The organism is Acinetobacter sp. WU_MDCI_Abxc222 (assembly GCF_025514755.1).
Taxonomy (GTDB): Bacteria; Pseudomonadota; Gammaproteobacteria; order Pseudomonadales; family Moraxellaceae; genus Acinetobacter; species Acinetobacter geminorum.
In genome coordinates this window covers 90,836-109,599 of record NZ_JAHPVG010000004.1, presented here as the reverse complement: position 1 = coordinate 109,599, position 18,764 = coordinate 90,836, and the positions used below count along the sequence as shown (strand labels likewise).

Annotated in this window: 21 protein-coding genes; 16 read left to right on the top strand and 5 right to left on the bottom strand. The window is 40.3% G+C overall.

The genetic code is table 11. The annotated features are described in order from the left end of the window. Window positions 1-26 precede the first annotated feature (26 nt). From KTJ10_RS08455 to KTJ10_RS08395, 13 genes are all read left to right on the top strand, one after another. Window positions 27-1,316 carry a glycosyltransferase family 4 protein gene (locus KTJ10_RS08455; protein ID WP_262441858.1) on the top strand — a complete coding sequence of 430 codons (1,290 nt, stop codon included), beginning with the start codon at window positions 27-29 and terminating at the stop codon, window positions 1,314-1,316. A 24-nt stretch (window positions 1,317-1,340) separates the two neighbouring features. Next, window positions 1,341-1,892 carry a phosphatase PAP2 family protein gene (locus KTJ10_RS08450; protein WP_017482038.1) on the top strand — a complete coding sequence of 184 codons (552 nt, stop codon included), beginning with the start codon at window positions 1,341-1,343 and terminating at the stop codon, window positions 1,890-1,892. A gap of 99 nt (window positions 1,893-1,991) precedes the next feature. Continuing rightward, window positions 1,992-2,192, top strand: a complete 201-nt coding sequence (gene iscX / locus KTJ10_RS08445; protein WP_004698764.1) for a Fe-S cluster assembly protein IscX — start codon at window positions 1,992-1,994, stop codon at window positions 2,190-2,192. 113 nt (window positions 2,193-2,305) lie between these two features. Beyond that, window positions 2,306-2,737, top strand: a complete 432-nt coding sequence (gene ndk / locus KTJ10_RS08440; protein ID WP_000963851.1) for a nucleoside-diphosphate kinase — start codon at window positions 2,306-2,308, stop codon at window positions 2,735-2,737. Window positions 2,738-2,861: 124 nt separating this feature from the next. Then, window positions 2,862-4,097, top strand: coding sequence for a 23S rRNA (adenine(2503)-C(2))-methyltransferase RlmN (gene rlmN, locus KTJ10_RS08435; protein ID WP_002115097.1), 1,236 nt, complete (start codon window positions 2,862-2,864; stop codon window positions 4,095-4,097). A 14-nt stretch (window positions 4,098-4,111) separates the two neighbouring features. Further along, on the top strand, window positions 4,112-4,912 hold the full coding sequence (gene pilW / locus KTJ10_RS08430; protein WP_181949727.1) for a type IV pilus biogenesis/stability protein PilW: 801 nt from the start codon (window positions 4,112-4,114) through the stop codon (window positions 4,910-4,912). Next, window positions 4,903-5,694 (top strand): helix-turn-helix domain-containing protein, encoded by a 792-nt coding sequence (locus KTJ10_RS08425; RefSeq protein WP_262441784.1) that lies wholly within the window; start codon window positions 4,903-4,905, stop codon window positions 5,692-5,694. Before pilW ends, KTJ10_RS08425 begins: the two co-directional genes overlap by 10 nt. 21 nt (window positions 5,695-5,715) lie before the next feature. Further along, window positions 5,716-6,831, top strand: coding sequence for a flavodoxin-dependent (E)-4-hydroxy-3-methylbut-2-enyl-diphosphate synthase (ispG, locus tag KTJ10_RS08420; RefSeq protein ID WP_262441783.1), 1,116 nt, complete (start codon window positions 5,716-5,718; stop codon window positions 6,829-6,831). After that, window positions 6,828-8,120, top strand: coding sequence for a histidine--tRNA ligase (gene hisS / locus KTJ10_RS08415; RefSeq protein ID WP_044101238.1), 1,293 nt, complete (start codon window positions 6,828-6,830; stop codon window positions 8,118-8,120). Before ispG ends, hisS begins: the two co-directional genes overlap by 4 nt. Before the next feature lie 28 nt (window positions 8,121-8,148). After that, complete coding sequence (locus KTJ10_RS08410) at window positions 8,149-8,847, top strand: YfgM family protein (RefSeq protein ID WP_017398816.1); 699 nt, start codon at window positions 8,149-8,151, stop codon at window positions 8,845-8,847. Next, window positions 8,847-9,992, top strand: coding sequence for an outer membrane protein assembly factor BamB (gene bamB, locus KTJ10_RS08405; RefSeq protein ID WP_262441782.1), 1,146 nt, complete (start codon window positions 8,847-8,849; stop codon window positions 9,990-9,992). Before KTJ10_RS08410 ends, bamB begins: the two co-directional genes overlap by 1 nt. 188 nt (window positions 9,993-10,180) lie before the next feature. Beyond that, window positions 10,181-11,590 carry a ribosome biogenesis GTPase Der gene (gene der / locus KTJ10_RS08400; protein WP_005066184.1) on the top strand — a complete coding sequence of 470 codons (1,410 nt, stop codon included), beginning with the start codon at window positions 10,181-10,183 and terminating at the stop codon, window positions 11,588-11,590. 116 nt (window positions 11,591-11,706) lie between these two features. Continuing rightward, window positions 11,707-12,363 carry a 4'-phosphopantetheinyl transferase family protein gene (locus tag KTJ10_RS08395; protein ID WP_262441781.1) on the top strand — a complete coding sequence of 219 codons (657 nt, stop codon included), beginning with the start codon at window positions 11,707-11,709 and terminating at the stop codon, window positions 12,361-12,363. A gap of 71 nt (window positions 12,364-12,434) precedes the next feature. Here KTJ10_RS08395 and secB read toward each other — a convergent pair whose 3' ends face one another. From secB to rsgA, 4 genes are all read right to left on the bottom strand, one after another. Next, on the bottom strand, window positions 12,435-12,893 hold the full coding sequence (gene secB, locus KTJ10_RS08390) for a protein-export chaperone SecB (protein ID WP_002115005.1): 459 nt from the start codon (window positions 12,891-12,893) through the stop codon (window positions 12,435-12,437). Window positions 12,894-12,920: 27 nt separating this feature from the next. Further along, window positions 12,921-13,178 (bottom strand): glutaredoxin 3, encoded by a 258-nt coding sequence (grxC, locus tag KTJ10_RS08385; RefSeq protein ID WP_002114715.1) that lies wholly within the window; start codon window positions 13,176-13,178, stop codon window positions 12,921-12,923. Window positions 13,179-13,189: 11 nt separating this feature from the next. Then, window positions 13,190-13,606, bottom strand: a complete 417-nt coding sequence (locus KTJ10_RS08380; protein ID WP_000443006.1) for a rhodanese-like domain-containing protein — start codon at window positions 13,604-13,606, stop codon at window positions 13,190-13,192. Window positions 13,607-13,704: 98 nt separating this feature from the next. Beyond that, on the bottom strand, window positions 13,705-14,766 hold the full coding sequence (gene rsgA, locus KTJ10_RS08375) for a ribosome small subunit-dependent GTPase A (protein ID WP_005066188.1): 1,062 nt from the start codon (window positions 14,764-14,766) through the stop codon (window positions 13,705-13,707). A 125-nt stretch (window positions 14,767-14,891) separates the two neighbouring features. Here rsgA and orn point away from each other — a divergent pair, with 125 nt between their 5' ends. The 3 genes from orn to KTJ10_RS08360 all read left to right on the top strand — a co-directional run bounded on the left by orn (window position 14,892) and on the right by KTJ10_RS08360 (window position 17,284). Further along, on the top strand, window positions 14,892-15,458 hold the full coding sequence (orn, locus tag KTJ10_RS08370) for an oligoribonuclease (RefSeq protein ID WP_000099436.1): 567 nt from the start codon (window positions 14,892-14,894) through the stop codon (window positions 15,456-15,458). A gap of 153 nt (window positions 15,459-15,611) precedes the next feature. Then, a complete protein-coding gene (locus KTJ10_RS08365; RefSeq protein WP_004794670.1) occupies window positions 15,612-16,343 on the top strand; it encodes a Bax inhibitor-1/YccA family protein in 732 nt (243 codons plus the stop codon). A gap of 137 nt (window positions 16,344-16,480) precedes the next feature. Then, window positions 16,481-17,284, top strand: a complete 804-nt coding sequence (locus tag KTJ10_RS08360; RefSeq protein WP_031944198.1) for an enoyl-ACP reductase — start codon at window positions 16,481-16,483, stop codon at window positions 17,282-17,284. A 69-nt stretch (window positions 17,285-17,353) separates the two neighbouring features. On the opposite strand, the gene KTJ10_RS08355 is transcribed toward KTJ10_RS08360, so the two are convergent. Further along, window positions 17,354-18,748 carry an efflux transporter outer membrane subunit gene (locus KTJ10_RS08355; protein ID WP_086265082.1) on the bottom strand — a complete coding sequence of 465 codons (1,395 nt, stop codon included), beginning with the start codon at window positions 18,746-18,748 and terminating at the stop codon, window positions 17,354-17,356. Between the last annotated feature and the right edge of the window lie 16 nt (window positions 18,749-18,764).

Genomic DNA, 18,764 nt, shown 5'->3' with positions numbered 1-18,764 from the left:
CTTTAAGCATGAAAATAAATACATTGATGGATGGCGCTATGCAAAGTTCATACGCGACAGCACTATTAAAACAACAGCAACTTCCTGAAAGCTTCCAATTCTTTTTTAAACAAAAGCAGCAGCTATCTAATGCACATTCATTGCATGATTTGGTGCGCCCACGTTTAAAAATTGCGATTGTGACGGAAACTTGGCCACCCGAAATCAATGGTGTGGCACTATCATTATTACAGTTATGCCAAGGTTTACAAAAACAGGGGCATAAGATTTTACTGATTCGCCCAGAGCAAAAAGCAAAATGCCATGACTTTACACCAGAGCAAGAATGTTTGGTTATGTCGCAGGCGATTCCCAAGTATCCAACTTTACAATTTGGTTGGCCACAATATTTAAAAGTATCGAAAGCTTTTGAAAAGTTTGTCCCAGATGTCGTGCACATTGTGACTGAAGGGCCATTAGGTTTAACTGCCATGCAAGCTGCTAAGGCAAAAGCTATTCCAGTTTCTAGTGGCTTTCATTCACCATTTCAAGACTTTAGTCGATTCTTTGATTTGGCTTTTTTAGTCAAACCGATTCAAAAATATCTGTGCTGGTTTCACAATAACACTCAAGTAACTTGTGTGCCGAGTAAAGATACTCAAGAAGCATTACGAGGTTTCGGTATTACTTGTCCACTGGTTGTCGTTGGGCGTGGCGTAGATACAACAAGATTTTCACCGAAGCATCGCTCTGAAAATTTGCGAAAACAATGGGATGCTGATGAGAATACTCGCGTTATGCTTTATGTGGGGCGTTTGTCACCGGAAAAAGAAGTGCAAGTACTTATTGAAAGTTACGCGAACCTGCAAAGCATTCAGCTACATAAAACTAAATTAGTGATTGTGGGAGATGGCCCAGATTTTGCTCGTTTAAAGTCACTACCTGAAGCGAAGGGTGTTATCTTTACCGGAAGTCTGAGAGGTCAAGATTTGGCTGCTGCCTATGCGAGTGCAGATGTATTTGTATTTGCGAGTCAAGTTGAAACGTTTGGTAACGTAGTTTTAGAGGCAATGGCAAGCGGTTTACCAGTTATAGCGTATGATTATGCATGTGCACATCAATACTTAACACATGGTGTGAATGGCTGGTTAAGCCCACTTGGACAAAAAAACCACTTTATACAACAAATTTATCAGCTTCCTTCGGTACAACAACTTAGAGAAATGGGCGTACAAGCCTGTCATAAAGTACAGCAAAGCGGTTGGCAACTTCCGGTTCAGCAATTGGAGCAGGCATTTTATCAGGTAGTGAAGGAGCCCTCGTTGGACTTCACCTAAGTATCCTAAGATAGGAGAATGACCATGAAATTTAAGAATGCAAAAATAAAAATACTCGATTTAGACTTGAGAGGCTGTTTATATCTGAACAATTTCTCTCACTCACAGCGTGTTGCCCTTTTTTTCAAAATTATCAGTCGTGTTGGTGATGGTCCGTTTTGGTATCTAATGCTGGCAATCGTGTGGGGTATGCAAGGCATTACCTATAGTTTGCAAATCATCTACTTGTTATTAGGTGGTTCTGTCGGCACAGCAATTTATAAATTTTTAAAACATAAAACCACGCGGCCACGTCCTTATCAGGTGCATCAGGTGATTGTGCTCGGTGAAAGACCGCTTGATCATTTTAGTTTTCCATCAGGCCACACACTTCATGCGGTCATGGTGACAATTGTATTGGGTTACATTCAGCCAGTTCTGCTTGCGGCGATGTTTCCTTTCATGGTGCTTGTCGCTTTGTCTCGTATGGTACTGGGTCTTCATTATCCAAGTGATGTGATTGTTGGTGCGCTAATTGGTGCAGCGGTCGCGGCTACGATTATTTTTGTGGCGCCATTATTGAACATCGCTTTATAAGCATCGGTAATTTTTATCAGCTTAAGCTATCGATTAGGTTTGTGGATTTGCTAAAGTACACAGTTCGTGATTTAGCAGATTAAACAGATAGGAGCCGCTATGGGCTTACGTTGGACAGATACGATTGATATTGCCATTGAATTGTCAGAAGCACATCCAGAAGTTGATCCGCAATGGATCCGTTTTACCGATTTACATGCATGGGTGTGTGCATTGCCAGATTTCAGTGATGACCCAAATAAATCGACAGAAGGATTGCTAGAAGGCATTCAGATGGCCTGGATAGACGAAGTTCGCTAAAAACAGTAGAAAAAATCGCAACTTTTACACATTCAAAGCTGATTATTGCCTATGACATCGGTATAATGCGGCAAATTTTTTAAAGTTTAAATCTTAAAATAAAGGAGCCACTCATGGCTATTGAACGTACTTTGTCTATCGTAAAACCTGATGCAGTGTCTAAAAACCACATCGGTGAAATTTTTGCTCGTTTTGAAAAAGCGGGTTTAAAAATTGTTGCGACTAAAATGAAACACCTTTCTCAAGCTGATGCTGAAGGTTTCTATGCTGAGCATAAAGAACGTGGTTTCTTTGGTGACTTAGTTGCATTCATGACTTCTGGTCCAGTTGTAGTATCTGTTCTTGAAGGTGAAAACGCAGTTCTTGCACACCGTGAAATCTTAGGTGCTACAAACCCTAAAGAAGCTGCTCCTGGTACTATCCGTGCTGACTTCGCTGTAAGCATCGACGAAAACGCTGCTCACGGTTCTGACTCAGTTGCTTCTGCAGAGCGTGAAATTGCTTACTTCTTTGCTGACAACGAGATCTGCCCACGCACTCGTTAATCGAAAGCATTCAAACCAGATAAGTGGTATACTACTTATCTGGTTTTTTTATTCTCTTAAGAGAATATTGTTTGATTCTTGAACAATATCTTCAGTTTTTTTGACATGGTTTAGGTAAATACACATGAGTTCTGCAGTGGTCGTTTCATCTGAAAATCTTGATGGACAGCAGCAATCTTCGTCCACGCCGGTAATCCCTGCTGCCGAAAATAAAGTGAATTTACTCGGCATGTCTCGTCCTGAGTTAGAAAAATTCTTTGAAGATATTGGTGAGAAGAAGTTTCGTGCCGGACAGGTCATGAAATGGATACATCAATACTTTGTTACTGACTTTGCTGAAATGACCAATATTTCTGGTAAACTACGTGCGAAGCTTGAACAGATTTGTGAAATTAAAGCACCTGAAGTGGTTCACCGTCATTATTCAAAAGATGGTACACGTAAGTGGGTGTTTCGCGTAGGTGAGGGTGCAGGTTCTTTAGTTGAAACTGTATTAATTCCTGCGGAAGATAAAACTGGGTTACGTAAAACGCTTTGTATTTCCTCTCAAGTGGGCTGTGCATTAGATTGCTCATTTTGTTCAACAGGTAAACAAGGTTTTCAACGTGATTTAACGCCAGATGAAATTATTGGGCAACTCTGGATGGCAAACTATTCTTATATGGAAGAAGTGCCTGTTGCCGAGCGTGAGCGTTCAGTGACCAATGTGGTGATGATGGGTATGGGTGAGCCATTACTCAACTATGATGCTGTATTAAGCTCAATGCAGATTATGCTTGATGACTTTGCTTATGGCATGTCAAAACGTCGTGTGACTTTATCAACGTCGGGTGTTGTACCGAAAATTGACCAGCTTGCAAAAGACATTGATGTCGCTTTAGCCATTTCTTTACATGCGCCAAACGATGAATTACGTAATGAGCTTGTGCCAATTAATAAAAAATATCCATTGGCTCAGTTAATTGCAGCATGTCAGCGTTATATTGCCAAAGATGGTAATGAAAGTACGCGTAAACATGTAACGATTGAATATGTGATGTTAGAAGGCGTAAATGATCAGCCTGAACATGCACAGCAAATGATTAAATTATTAAAAAATTTACCAAGTAAAATTAACTTGATTCCATTTAACCCGTTCCCGCATGCGCCATATGGTCGCTCAAGCAGAAATCGTATTATCTCGTTCCAAAAAACTTTGTCTGATGCGGGATTTGTGTGTACGATTCGTCAAACACGTGGTGATGATATTGATGCTGCATGTGGACAGTTAGTGGGTCAGGTGGCTGACAGAACCCGCCGTGCAGAACAGTGGCAGAAAAAAGTCACACAGCGTCAAGAGATTTTGCGTACACAAGGATAAATTGAGGGCAGGCTTTGAGTATTCCAAAGTTAAAAACGGTCTTATGTATGGGGATTGCAGTTGCATTTCTGGCAAGTGGTTGCCAGACAACGCATACGCAAAAAAAAGACCCAGAGAAAGCGGTAAAGGTGCGTACACAACTTGCTGCTGAACATATCCGTTCGGGTGACTTGGACTCAGCAAAGCGAGCTCTTGATCAAGCTTTAAGTGTAGATAGCCGCGATGCTACTGCAAATATGATGATGGGTATTTTGCTACAGCAAGAAGGTAGCAAACCCAATTTAGAAAAAGCAGAACATTATTTCAAACGAGCAATTTCATCTGAACCGGATAATGCTCAAGCACATAATAATTATGGTACTTATTTATATCAAATGGAGCGTTATAATGATGCGGTTGAGCAATTTCGTATTGCTGGCGCAACATTAGGTTATGACCAACGCTATCAGGCATTAGAAAATCTGGGGCGTATTTATTTAAAGTTGGGTGATGTTACGAATGCTGAAAAAACATTCAAACAAGCACTCCTTGCTAACCGCGACTCTTATATTTCAATGTTAGAGTTAGCGGAAATTTTTTATTTGCAGCAGCAGATTCCGGCTGCTACACAAATGTATGAGCAATATGTTCGTACAGTGGGGCAGAAAAATCAGGGTGCAAGAGCACTTTGGATTGGTGTAAGAGTGGCTCGAGCCAATGCGGATAAAATGGGAATGCAAGTGTTAGTAAACCAGTTACGTGCCTTGTTCCCGGAAAGTCCAGAATATCAACGTTATTTGCAATTACAGTATAGTACTGAGGCCGTATGGAAATAAATCCTAATTCACAGCAGCCAACTGGCTCAAGCTTACCGACTTCTGCTTTAGGAAATATTCAACGTCCTGGTGAGTATTTACGTCAAATTCGAGTTGCTCAGAATAAAGAGTTAGGGCAAGTTTCTTTAGATTTAAATATGCCGGTTAAGACCTTGACCGCTTTAGAGCAAGATGACTATAAATCATTGCCGGAAGCGACTTTCATTAAGGGTTATTACCGTTCATATGCAAAATATTTAAATACGGACGCGACCGCAATTATTCAGCGTTTCGATGAGATTTATGCAAATGATACTGGGTTGTTACCAAATCATGCCTTAAATAATTCACCAATTAAAATCATGGGTAAACTCCCGGGTTCTAATAGTGATCGTAATAAGAAATGGTTAAAGCGCGTACTTCTTGTTGTTGTAATTCTTGCTGTTGTGTCATTGCTTGTTATGGGTGTCCAAAAATGGACTTCAAAGAAAGAAGATGCTGATTTACCTAAAGTAAATCAATCGAATGTTGAAGTTTTACCTATGCAAGGAGCTACCACCTCAACAGTGGGTGATCAATTGGTGTTAAACTTTAACCGACCAACTTCTGTTCATATTGTTGATGCAACAGGTAAAGTTTTGGCGACAGGTCGTCAGTCATCAACTTTAAGTTTAAATGGTGAGTCTCCATTTCAGATTCGTCTTGATGATGCAACGGCTGTGTCATTAAGTCTAAACCAAGAACAGATTTCATTGTCTCCATATACGGTAAACGGTAAAGCAGAATTCCGTTTATCCCGCTAATACCATGAGTTGAGCGATACAATGATAGAGAACCCAATTAAACGTCGACCAACACGTAAAATCCGTGTTGGTTCGGTGTATGTCGGTGGCGATGCACCTATTAGTGTGCAAAGTATGACAAATACCGAAACTTGCGATGTCGATGCAACCGTTGCTCAAATTGAGCGTTGCGTTGATGCAGGTGCTGATATTATGCGTGTTTCGGTCCCATCTATGGAGGCTGCTGAAGCATTTGGCGCGATCCGTAAACGTGTTTCAGTTCCATTAGTGGCTGATATTCACTTTGACCATAAGATTGCTTTAGCTGTTGCAGATTATGGTGCAGACTGTTTACGTATTAACCCAGGTAATATTGGCTCAGATCAGAAAGTGCGAGAAGTGGTTGCTGCGGCGCGTCATCATGGCATTTCTATGCGTATTGGGGTCAATGCGGGTTCTTTAGAAAAAGATTTACAAAAGAAATATGGCGAGCCTACAGGTGAGGCGCTGCTCGAATCAGCACTACGTCATATTGATATTTTAGATCGTCTCAACTTCCATGAATTTAAAGTCAGCGTAAAAGCATCAAATGTGTTTTTAACCATGGATGCTTATCGTTTACTCTCAAAGCAAATTGATAACCCATTACATTTAGGTGTGACTGAAGCTGGTATTTACCGTACAGGTACTGTGAAGTCAGCGATTGCCCTTGGCGGATTGTTGATGGAAGGTATTGGCGATACGATGCGTATTTCGCTTGCCGCCGAACCGGAAGATGAAATCAAAATTGGTTTTGATATTTTAAAATCGCTAGGGCTTCGCTCTAACGGTATTAACTTTATTGCTTGCCCAAGTTGTTCTCGCCAAGAATTTAATGTTATTCAGGTAATGCAAGCATTGGAAGAGCGTTTAGAAGATATTCGTACTCCAATGGATGTGTCGGTAATTGGCTGTAAAGTAAACGGTCCGGGTGAAGCAAAAGAAGCTGACATCGGGGTTGTTGGGGCTGCGCCTCGCTCATTGGTTTATCGTAATGGTGAAAAAAGCCATTTAATCGATACCGATCAATTGGTTGATGAAATCGAAACTATGGTTCGTCAACGTGTCCAAGAGCTTGAAGAAGCTAAATCTAAAGAAATTATTCGTAGTTCATCATGAGTTCAATCGTCGCAATCAAAGGTTTTAATGACATCTTGCCAACGCAAACAGTAGCGTGGAGACGTCTCGAGCAACATTTAGCATCTTTAATGGATGCTTATGGATATCAACAAATTCGTTTGCCGATCGTTGAACAAACGGGCTTGTTTAAACGTGCTATTGGTGATGCTACCGATATTGTTGAAAAAGAAATGTATACCTTTTTTGACAAAGGCAATCCACCAGAGTCTTTAACCTTACGTCCGGAAGGTACAGCAGGTTGTGTTCGTGCCTTAGTTGAACATAATTTGTTGCGCGGTGCTACGCCACGCGTGTGGTATATGGGACCTATGTTCCGTTATGAGAAGCCACAAAAAGGACGTTACCGCCAGTTCCACCAGTTTGGCGTGGAAACTTTCGGTGTTGCGACTCCTGATATTGATGCTGAATTGATTATGTTGACCGCTCGTTTATGGAAACGTATGGGCGTTGCTGATAAGGTTCAGCTTGAGTTAAATACTTTGGGCGAAACGGATGAGCGTACAGAGTATCGTAATGCTTTGGTTGCGTTTTTAAACGAGCATAAAGATGCGTTGGATGAAGATTCACAACGCCGTTTAACAACGAATCCATTACGTATTTTAGATTCTAAAATTGAATCTACTCAGAAAATTTTAGAAAATGCGCCGAAATTACATGACTTCTTGAAAGAAGAAAGCTTGGATCATTTTAAGCAGTTACAAGATTATTTGACAGCTGCTGGCATCCAATTTGTCATTAATCAAAAATTAGTGCGTGGTCTGGATTACTACAATAAAACCGTTTTTGAATGGACAACTACCGCTTTAGGTTCGCAAGGTACTGTGTGTGCTGGCGGTCGCTACGATGGTTTAGTTGGTCAGCTAAAAGGTAAGCCAGATCAATCTGTACCTGCTGTTGGTTTTGCGATGGGTATGGAGCGTTTATTGCTTCTACTTGAGCAAGTTGAACAAGCTCAAGTTATTCGTGATTGTGAAGTCTTCTTGGTTGCAGAACCTGCTTACCAAACTAAAGCTTTGATTTTAGCGGAGCAATTACGTGACCAGTTAGAAGCTGCAAATAGCAGTATTCGAATCAAAACAGGTTCACAAGGCAGCATGAAGAGTCAGATGAAAAAAGCTGATCAGGCTGGGGCTGTTTACGCCATGATTTTAGGTGAGCGTGAATGGGAAGCACAGCAGCTTGCTATCAAAGAGTTAGCAACAGCTGAGCAGTCTCAAGTTGCGTTGGCTGAGCTTGTACCATTCTTAATCGAAAAATTTACAAAATAAACTGAAACATCTGGAAAAGGACAATCACATGAGCGTAAGTGATGAAGAACAATTCGACAGCTTAAAGTCGTTCGCCAAAAAATATGGTTCTGCCATGATTAGCGGGATTCTCATTGCATTGATTGCCTTTTTTGGGTGGGAATACTGGCAAAAAAGAAATCTTGCGAGCAGCCAGACAGAAACTGCAAAAGTACAGCAGTTAATGGATGAAGCAAATGCAAGTGCTGATAATCCTAATGCTTTAACTTCGGTAACAGCATCGGCAGATAAAATCGTAAAAGATGATATCGATTCTGTTCAGGCGATACAGACTCAGTTTGTATTAGCAAAATTAGCTTATGAAAAACAAGACTATGCCGCTGCTGAAAAAGCATTGAAGAAAGTCGAAAATTCAAAAGTAAAAGATGAAGGTTTGATTCAGGTTGTAAAATTGCGTTTAGCAGATGCACAACTGGCGCAAAACAAATATGATGAAGCACTAAAAACCTTGTCTGGTAACGTCGATCCTGCGTTTAAAGCAACAGTAGAAGAGTTACGTGGCGATATCTTTGTTGCTAAGAAAGATATTGATTCTGCTAAAAAAGCGTATCAGGCAGCATGGGATTCGTTACTGGAACGTAAACAAGAACGACAAATTTTACAAATTAAACTCGAAAGTGTTGGCGTTTTAGTTGAAGATCCACAGATTGAGCGCCCAATTTTGGAAACACAGGTGGAAGAGTCTTAATGAATCAGAAATTCAAACTGCCTTTGGCAATTGCAATCGCATCAGCTGTACTGGTGGGATGTTCTAGCAACAAAGTAAAAGAAGCAAAACCAAATCCACTACCGAAATTGACTGAGTCGAAAAAGACTCTAGTGCCCGTGTTTTCGCGCAGTGTTTCTTCTACAGATAAGGCAGATCCGTTACGTTTGCAGCTTGATGCAAGTGAGGGCGTGGTCTTTACACTTGACCCAAAAGGTGAGGTCGCTGCATATCGTGGTAAGCAACGTCTTTGGGAGAAAAAAGTCAGCAAATTAGGGTTGAGCTCTGGTGTTGAAGCTGCTGAAAGAATTGTTGTTGTTGGTAATAGTAAAGGTCAACTTTTTGCTTTAGATCAGGCAACAGGTGAACAAAAGTGGACTGCGCAGTTATCTGGTGCACTATTAAGTCCTTCTTTAGTTCAGTCTGGACGCGTTATTACCATTGCAAACGACGGTACTGTATTTGCGCATGATGCTGCTTCAGGCCAACAAGTTTGGGCTTATAAATTACCAAATGTCCAATTTAGTTTACGTGGTCAAGCATCACCTGTGAGTTTAGATGACCGTACGGTATTAATTGCTTCAGCAAATGCGTATATCTATGCAATTGATACCATTAGTGGTATACCACGTTTCCAACGCCGTGTTGCAGTAAGTGAAGGTCGTTCTGATATTCAACGTTTGATTGATATCGATGGTGATCCTACTGTTGCTGGACAGTTTATGGTAACGACTAGTTTCCAAGGACAAGTGACCGTAACTGATCTAGCTTCGCAACGTGTAGTTTGGAGTGAAGACTCAAGCAGCACCAAGCGTCCAGAAGTTTATGACAATAAAGTATTTGTTTCATCAACTGATGGTAAGTTAACTGCTTATGATTTAACGACAGGCGAACAAGTTTGGCAAAATGATAGTTTATTAAACCGTCATTTAAGTAACCCTGTTGTGTTGGGATCAGATCTTATTGTTGGTGATTTAGATGGCGTATTACATCTTGTTGATCCTGCAACAGGTAAGTTGATTGGTCGTTCAAAAACAAGCGGTGAGGTCAATACATTACGTGTTATTGAGAACCAACTTTACGTTTCGACCAGAAAAGGCGATTTAAGTATTTGGCAGAATCGTTAATTTCGTTTGCTTGTGCTAAAATAGCCGCTTAACAAATTACGCTGTTAAAAAATATCGGGGTGTTTGAATTAAATCAGTTCAAAGCCCCGTCTTTTATTATGGTCATATCTGACCTTAAAATATATCTCCTGTATTGTTTCTAATGCTCATGCCATGAGATATGGCTGGTCTTGAATTAAGGTTATTGTATGAAACCCGTTATTGCGCTCATTGGTCGTCCGAATGTCGGAAAATCAACGTTATTTAACCAGATTACCAAGAGTCGTGATGCACTTGTAGCCGACTTCGCGGGTCTGACTCGTGACCGTAAATATGGTGATGCGACTTATCAAAATAAGTCTTTCATTGTTGTTGATACTGGTGGTATCGGTGAGAGTGAAGGCGGTATCGATAACTACATGGCCGAGCAGTCAAAAACAGCGATCAATGAAGCAGATATTATTATTTTTGTGGTTGATGCTCGTGCTGGATTGTTAGCTTCTGATGAGCAAATTGCTCGTGAACTACGTACTTTAGGCAAGAAAATTTATCTTGTTGCGAACAAGGTAGATGGTGTTCATGCTGAAGCAGCGTTGGTTGAGTTCTATAAACTTGGTATGGGTGAACCATTACAAGTTGCAGCGAGCCATGGTCGTGGCGTACAGCAAATGCTGGAAGATGTACTTGCAGAAGTTCCAGAAGATGAAAATCCAGAAGAGCATGACAAAGATACTGGTTTACGCTTAGCAATTATTGGTCGTCCTAACGTTGGTAAGTCAACACTGGTCAACCGTTTGCTTGGTGAAGACCGTGTGGTGGCATTTGACCAACCAGGTACAACTCGTGACTCTATTTACATTCCTTTTGAGCGTGAAGGCCGTAAATACACTTTAATTGATACAGCGGGTGTGCGTCGTAAAGGTAAAGTTGATGAAATGATTGAGAAGTTCTCAATTGTTAAAACTTTGCAAGCCATGAAAGATGCACATGTTGTAGTGGTTGTAGTCGATGCGCGTGAAGGTATTGTTGAGCAAGACTTGCATTTAATTGGCTATGCGCTTGAAGCTGGTCGTGCCATGGTTATTGCTATCAACAAATGGGATAACATGTCTGAATACGACCGCAAGCAATGTAAGCTTGATGTTGAGCGTCGTTTTGACTTTATTCCATGGGCAAAAATCCATTTAATTTCTGCTTTACATGGAACTGGGGTAGGTGATTTATATCCTTCTATCCACCGTGCTTATGAGTCTGCGAACTTAAAAGTATCACCAGCTAAATTGACTCAAATTTTGAGTGATGCGACAGAAGCTCATCAACCACCAATGATTAGCGGTCGTCGTATTAAAATGCGTTATGCACATATGGGTGGACAGAACCCACCGACTATCGTCATCCATGGTAATAAGGTTGATAAGACACCTGCTGATTATCGTCGTTACTTAGAAAACGTGTTTCGTAAAGTATATAAACTAGAAGGTACACCAGTTCGTATTGACTTTAAAACTTCTGAAAACCCGTTTGAAGGACGTAAGAGTCAGGTTGATGAACGTACTGCTGCACGTCGTCGTCGTTATATTCAGAAATTTAAGAAAGCAGAGAAAAAATTTAACCGTTAAGTTTTTTACTGTTCAAAAACCCAAAGTTTTCTTTGGGTTTTTTATTTTATTAGCTAATAATTTATAGGCGCGTTGTTAATTTTAGCTTTGAGTTATGAAGGGGGCGGATTAATAGGATGAATAGTAAATATATAGATGTTTATATAGTAAAACTTAATAAGTTTTTAAATGAAGAACAACAAGATTTTCCCGACTTCCGTACATTTAATCATTATAAAAAACAACAAATACAGAATGTTAGAAACAAACTGATTGCAGAGGAACTACAACTCACTTCAACGGAATTAGAGTTTGCCAAGCATGAACATGGTAAACCTTATTTATTGAATCACACTTTGCATTTTAATCACTCACATAGCCAACAATACTACGCTTTAGCCATGAGCGAACATGTTAAAGATATTGGCGTAGATGTTGAGGAACTGGATCGAAATGTACGCTTAGACGCTTTAGCAAAACATGCCTTTCATCCCGATGAATATGAAACATGGCTAAGCTTAGAACAAGATAGAGAATATTGGTTCAAAGTCTGGACCACGAAAGAAGCCGTTTTAAAAGCTTCAGGATTAGGGATACGTTTAGATTTAAATACGTTAAATACTCAGGCACATCCTACTGATCATGGTGGAGTCTGTTCTCACCCACTTAATGGGACATTTGCTTATCAGAATTTTATTGTTGGCAATATGATATTAACCGTTGCATGGCGTTCAGAGTTATCTTGCCGTGGTTTTCAATTTCCGTCTATTCAGCTTCACTCACTTGATCTTTAATAATCTAAATAGCACACATAAAAAAACCGCGTAATACGCGGTTTTTTTTATTAAAAGGAGAAGCTAAAAAATTAAGCTTGACCTTCAACAGCAGCAGCTTGAGCACGTTGCATATTCGCTTCGAACTCTGCATCAAAGTTGATTGGAGTAAGAAGTAACTGTGGGAAGCTACCTTTAGTTACTAAATCATTTACAGCTTCACGTAAGAACGGGAACAAAATATTTGGGCAGTATGCGCCTAAAATATAAGGTAAACGCTCTTCTTCAATGTTGTCGATCAAGAAAATACCTGATTGAGTTACATCTACAATGAACGCTGTTTCATTGTCGTTATCGGCTTGTACCACAACTTTTAAAGAAACTTCAAAGTGAGTCGGGTCAATCTTTTCTGCAGCAGAAGAAAGATTGATATTAAGTTCAGGTTGCCATTGTTTAGTAAAAACCTGCGCCCCTGGAACCTCAAAAGAAATATCTTTTGTATAAATACGCTCTAAAGCTAATTGTGGTTGAACTTGTTGTTCTTCGCTCATTGTTTTTTCCTTAATATGGATGCGATGTTAAGCCAATAATTCGTCGAGTTTACCTTCACGCTCTAAAGCATAAAGTTGGTCAAAACCACCGATAAACTGATCGTTAATGAAAATTTGTGGGACAGTACGATGATTTGTGCGTTGCATTAATTCAACACGTACTTCTGGTGCTTCAACAGAAAGATTTACTTCTTTATAAGCAACACCTTTACGCTCAAGTAACTGTTTAGCACGAACACAATACGGGCATACAGAAGTTGAGTAAACAATGACATTTGCAGCCATGATAATTCTCCTTAAGCTTTTGGTTTGCTTTTAACAAGAGGTAAGCCTTGTGCTTTCCAGTTACTAATACCACCATCAAGACGATAGCTATCGTGGTGAGCAACTTTTTGCAAAGCACTTCCAGCAACTTGCCCCAAGTTGCAAATAAATACCAATGGACGGTCACTTGCTTTTAATTCGTCAGCATGACTTGCGATTTGGCTATACGGAATATTGCGACTGCCACTAATGTGACCTTCGCGGAAATCTTTGCTATCGCGTAAGTCAATCAAAAGAGCATTTTTCGCTTTCACTAAAATACCAAGCGACTGTGGAGAAATTTTACGACCATTACGTTGACCTTCAAAAATGAAGAACAACACGATCAAGACTCCGAGCGTACCAAACAAAATGGGGTGATTCCCCATAAACTCTAACCAGCGTTCCACAAGTCACCTAAAAAAATTAAAAAACAAAATTGACCTAGAGTATAGCGTATATAGATGGTGATCAAAATCACCACTTCAAGGGCAAATAGGGCAGAAAATCAGTTTTTTTGCTGCGCTTCTTGAATCTCATCGATTAAACGCAAAAAGCTATCTAGTCGTCGTGGCAAAATTTCACCCGCTTCAACGGCCTGTTTAAGCCCACAATTCTTTTCATGAGTATGTGTGCAATTACGGAATTGGCAAGATCCTAGATGTGCTGCAATGTCAGGAAAGCCCATACGAATTTTTTCTAAATCGAGATGCCAAAGCCCAAACTCACGAATTCCCGGAGAATCAATTAAGGCACCATTTTTCCCGAAGTTGATTAAGCGCGTAGAGGTTGTCGTATGTTGTCCAAGTGCAGAGTTTTCAGAAATAACATTAGTTTTTTGCTCTGCATCTGGAATGAGCACATTAATTAAAGAGCTTTTTCCTACGCCGGATTGCCCTACAAATGCTACGGTTTCACCATCTAAACGCTCAGATAAAGCAGAGATATCTCCCTTCTTGGACTGACAAATCATCACCTCATAACCCAAGGTTTTATATTCTTCTAATAGGGTAAGAATTGGGTCATTTTCAGTGAGTAAATCAGACTTATTGAGGACCAAAAGAGCAGGAATGTTTGCATCTGCACAAGCAACTAAATATCGATCGATTAATGTTGGAGCGGGTTCAGGAAGCGGTGAAAATACAATCACAATCAAACTGATATTCGCGGCCACTGGTTTAACTTTGTGATAGCGGTCAGGGCGGGTAAGTAAAGATGTACGTGGGTGAATGGCTGTGATAATGCCTAAACCCGTATTTGGGTCTGCCTGCCATTTAACACGATCACCAGTTACAAGTAACTCAAGGTTAGTTCGGGTATGGCAACGCCAAACACTATTGAGCTCGATCGGCTTCCAGAATGGTTCTGGTTCTCCTTCGGCAACTTGTGGTTTTTCTGGGTGATGTTCAGGCACAGAGAGGGCTTGTACTTCAAGTTGACGGCCATAATGTTGTACAACGAGTCCGTCTAGATCCTGTGAAGTATCGATCTCTTCTTGGCGAGTTTTATGCTGTTTTTCAATACGACGTTGCTGTTGTTCAGTTAAACGACGCTTACGAATTAAAGCCATTCATATCCCAAAAAAACCATTGTTTGAAGACCGCAAAAATAGCATGAAGCAGCTATAGAATTACAGCGCGGAAGCAAGAAATTTGCTACTATTGATGTTTTTACGGCATTTTAGAACGTACATTCATGAGCAGTACTTTAAATACACGATTAATTTGGATTGATCTGGAAATGACCGGATTAGATACCGATAATGACCAAATTATTGAAATCGCAACAATTATTACAGATGATCATTTAAATGTACTTGCCGAAGGTCCAGTTTTGGCTATTCATCAACCTGATCGTATTTTAAATGCAATGGATGAATGGAACACTCGTCAACATGGGCAGTCTGGTCTGATTGAACGAGTTCGTCGCAGTAAATTAACAGCCCGTGATGCTGAGTTACAAACTTTAGAATTCCTAAAAAAATGGGTGAATCCAAAAGTTTCACCAATGTGCGGCAATTCAATCTGTCAGGATCGCCGTTTCTTACACCGCCTTATGCCTGAACTTGAGCAGTATTTCCACTACCGTAATCTTGATGTGTCTACAGTAAAAGAGCTTTCAAAACGCTGGCGCCCTGAAATTATGAGTGGTCTGAAAAAGAATGCATCTCATTTGGCAATGGATGATATTCGTGACTCAATTTCAGAGTTGAAATATTACCGCGAATATTTCTTTATTATGAATACTGATGGTAAAGATTGATTACATTATAGACGTGATATGAAAGGAGGCTTATGCCTCCTTTTTTATTGTATAAAGGACATTGTTACAATAATGCCAATTGCTTAATTTGGCTTTCATATTCATTTTGCTTAAAATGATGTTTTAAATTTTTATTATAAAAAGAGAGCATTTATGCAAAGTAATAACCCGATACTGACTCGCGTTGAAACGGTCAGTGACTATAGTCAACCGATGACTGTGCAAGGTGCGATTCAAAAATCTGTTATGTTGACGGTCATTGCAGCTGCGGTGGGTGTCGCTTTATTTTTCTATGCAGCCTTTACTGCAAATGTTGGTATTGCTTACGCGGCTTCAATTGTGGGTGCAATTGGTGGCTTGGTTTTAGCTTTAATTACAACGTTTAAACCAACGACTGCGCCAACATTGGCAATTCCGTATGCCTTATTTGAAGGGGCTTTTTTAGGTGGTATTTCGTTTACTTTCCAGTTGAAATACCCAGGTGTACCACTTCAGGCTTTGTTAGCAACCTTTGTCACCACTTTGGTGATGTTTGGTTTATATAAATTCCAAATTATCCGCGCAACTGAAAAGTTTAAGTCAGTTGTAATCTCTGCATCTTTGGCAATCTTTATTGTATTTATCGTGCAGATGGTCATGCGTTTAGCTTTTGGTTCAAGCGTTCCTTATATTTTTGAAAGTAACTGGTTAGGTATTGGTTTTGCTGCATTTGTCGCTGTCATTGCTTCACTTAACCTGATTTTAGATTTTGATTTAATTGAAACTAATGCAGCTTATCGTGCACCAAAATTCATGGAATGGTTGTGTGGTATCGCATTACTTGCAACTTTAGTATGGATGTATATTTCTTTCTTACGTTTACTAGGCTTACTGTCTGACGACTAAGATTGAATTCATCTAGAAGTCGCTCCTTATCAGGAGCGATTTTTTTTCGTGCGATTTTTGAAAAAAGATGCATTATGCAATTTCGAAAACCGCCGAATATTGGCATTATGCTTGAAATTGTTTTGAGTGAGATCGGCATGACACAAGGACTTTTAGCAGGTAAGCGCTTTTTGATTGCAGGCGTTGCTAGTAAATTATCAATTGCTTTTGGTATTGCCCAAGCATTACACCGTGAAGGTGCAGAGCTTGCGTTTACTTATCCAAACGAAAAATTAAAAAAACGTGTGGATGAATTTGCTGAGCAATTCGGTTCTAAGCTTGTGTTTCCATGTGATGTTGCTGTTGATGCTGAAATTGATAATGCATTTGCAGAACTTGCAAAACATTGGGATGGTGTAGACGGTGTTGTACACTCAATTGGCTTCGCACCTGCACATACACTTGATGGTGATTTTACTGACGTGACTGACCGTGAAGGTTTTAAAGTTGCTCATGACATCAGTGCATACAGCTTTGTTGCAATGGCACGTGCTGCAAAACCTCTATTACAAGCTCGCCAAGGTTGTTTATTAACTTTGACTTACCAAGGTTCTGAGCGCGTTATGCCTAACTATAACGTTATGGGTATGGCAAAAGCGTCTTTAGAAGCTGGTGTTCGCTATTTAGCATCAAGCCTTGGCGTTGATGGTATCCGTGTAAACGCGATTTCTGCGGGTCCAATCCGTACTTTGGCTGCTTCTGGTATTAAATCTTTCCGTAAAATGTTAGATGCTAATGAAAAAGTTGCACCATTAAAGCGTAATGTAACCATTGAAGAAGTAGGTAACGCAGCGTTATTCCTATGTTCACCTTGGGCTTCAGGTATTACTGGTGAAATTCTATATGTAGATGCTGGTTTCAATACTGTAGGTATGAGCCAAAGCATGATGGATGATGAATAAGTTTTGAAATTTATTCAGGCATAAAAAAAGCCGTAGTTAAAGGACTACGGCTTTTTTTATGGGCGCAAGTTATTGCGGCAGTTCTTTTACAGGTGAACCACCTAAAGCTTGCATCAGAGTGACATAAGCGTTGTATTGGCTTTGCTTGGTTTCAACGAGACTTAATCGTGCAGTACGTGTGGTCTGCTGTGCATCAAGAAGTGTTTTTAATGCGACAGCACCATAACGGTAACGGACTTCTGTTAAACGTTCAGTTTTTTCTGCAAGTTCAACATTACGCTCTTGTAACGCTACTTGTTTGTCGAGTTCTGTACGACTCGATAAAGCATTTTCTACATCAGCAAAAGCCTGATAAAGCGTTTGACGATATTGAATAATCGCTTTTTCATAATCCAGATTGCTAATCGCGATATCTTTTTTCATATCGTTATATTGCAAAAACGGTAAGCTCAAACTCGCCCCAAGCGTGAGGGCAGGGTTACGTAATAACTCTGTTAACGATGTGCTGCTTGAGCCCAAACTACTGGTTAAGCTAATCGATGGATAGTAGCTCGCCTTAGTAGCATCTTTAGTCGCTAATGCTTTTCTTAAACGTAACTCACTCGCTTGCAAATCAGGGCGGCGCGATAAAATATCGGCAGGTAAACCAGCACCAATTGCAGGTAGAGCAGTGCGTGGTAAACGCTTTGGCTCTTGAATGTTTAATTGCTGCAATGGTTCATGCAATAACACTGCAATGGCTGTGCGTGTTTCAACCAGTTGTTGTTCAATCTGACTTAAACTCGCTTTTTGGCTCTGTACCGACTGTTCTGCTTGAGTCAGATCTACACCGGAAACGGCACCAGCTTTATATTGAATCTGTACCAAGTCATAAAGCTTTTGAGAGGTTGCTAGACTTTGCTGTGCGGTTGTATAACGCTCATTTAAATAACCCAGTTGCCAATAAAGTTTGGCAGTAGTTGCAATTAAACTTTGCCCAGTAGCTTGTAAATCTTGTTCTGTCGCTAAAGCTTCCCATTTACTTGCTTCGGTTTGGCGTGCAAGCTTGCCAAACAAATCAAGCTCATAGCTTACTCCCGCACTCATGGAAAGACCATTAGCGCTGTCATCTCCCGAATTTAAATCGAAAGAATGTCCAGTAGAAACACTAGAGCTAGTTCGCAAGCCTTGCTTATTAGCTGTTAAATCAGCTTGTAGACGGGCTTGCTTTAAAGCAATACCTGCAACTGCTAAATCACTGTTGCGCTCTAATACATTGCTTACAAGCTGATTGAGCTGTGCGTCGTTAAACAGTGTCCACCAACGGTCAGAATATTGATCGGCAGACATGGTTTTTGTTTTTGCTGTGTCATACTGAAAACTACCCGGAACTTGTACTGCAGGTGTTTCATAAGGTGTTTTTACTACAGCTGCACATCCTACAAGAGAACCTGTGAGAAGAAGTGCTGTGCTGAGTTTAGTCATAGAGAAAGACATGCAA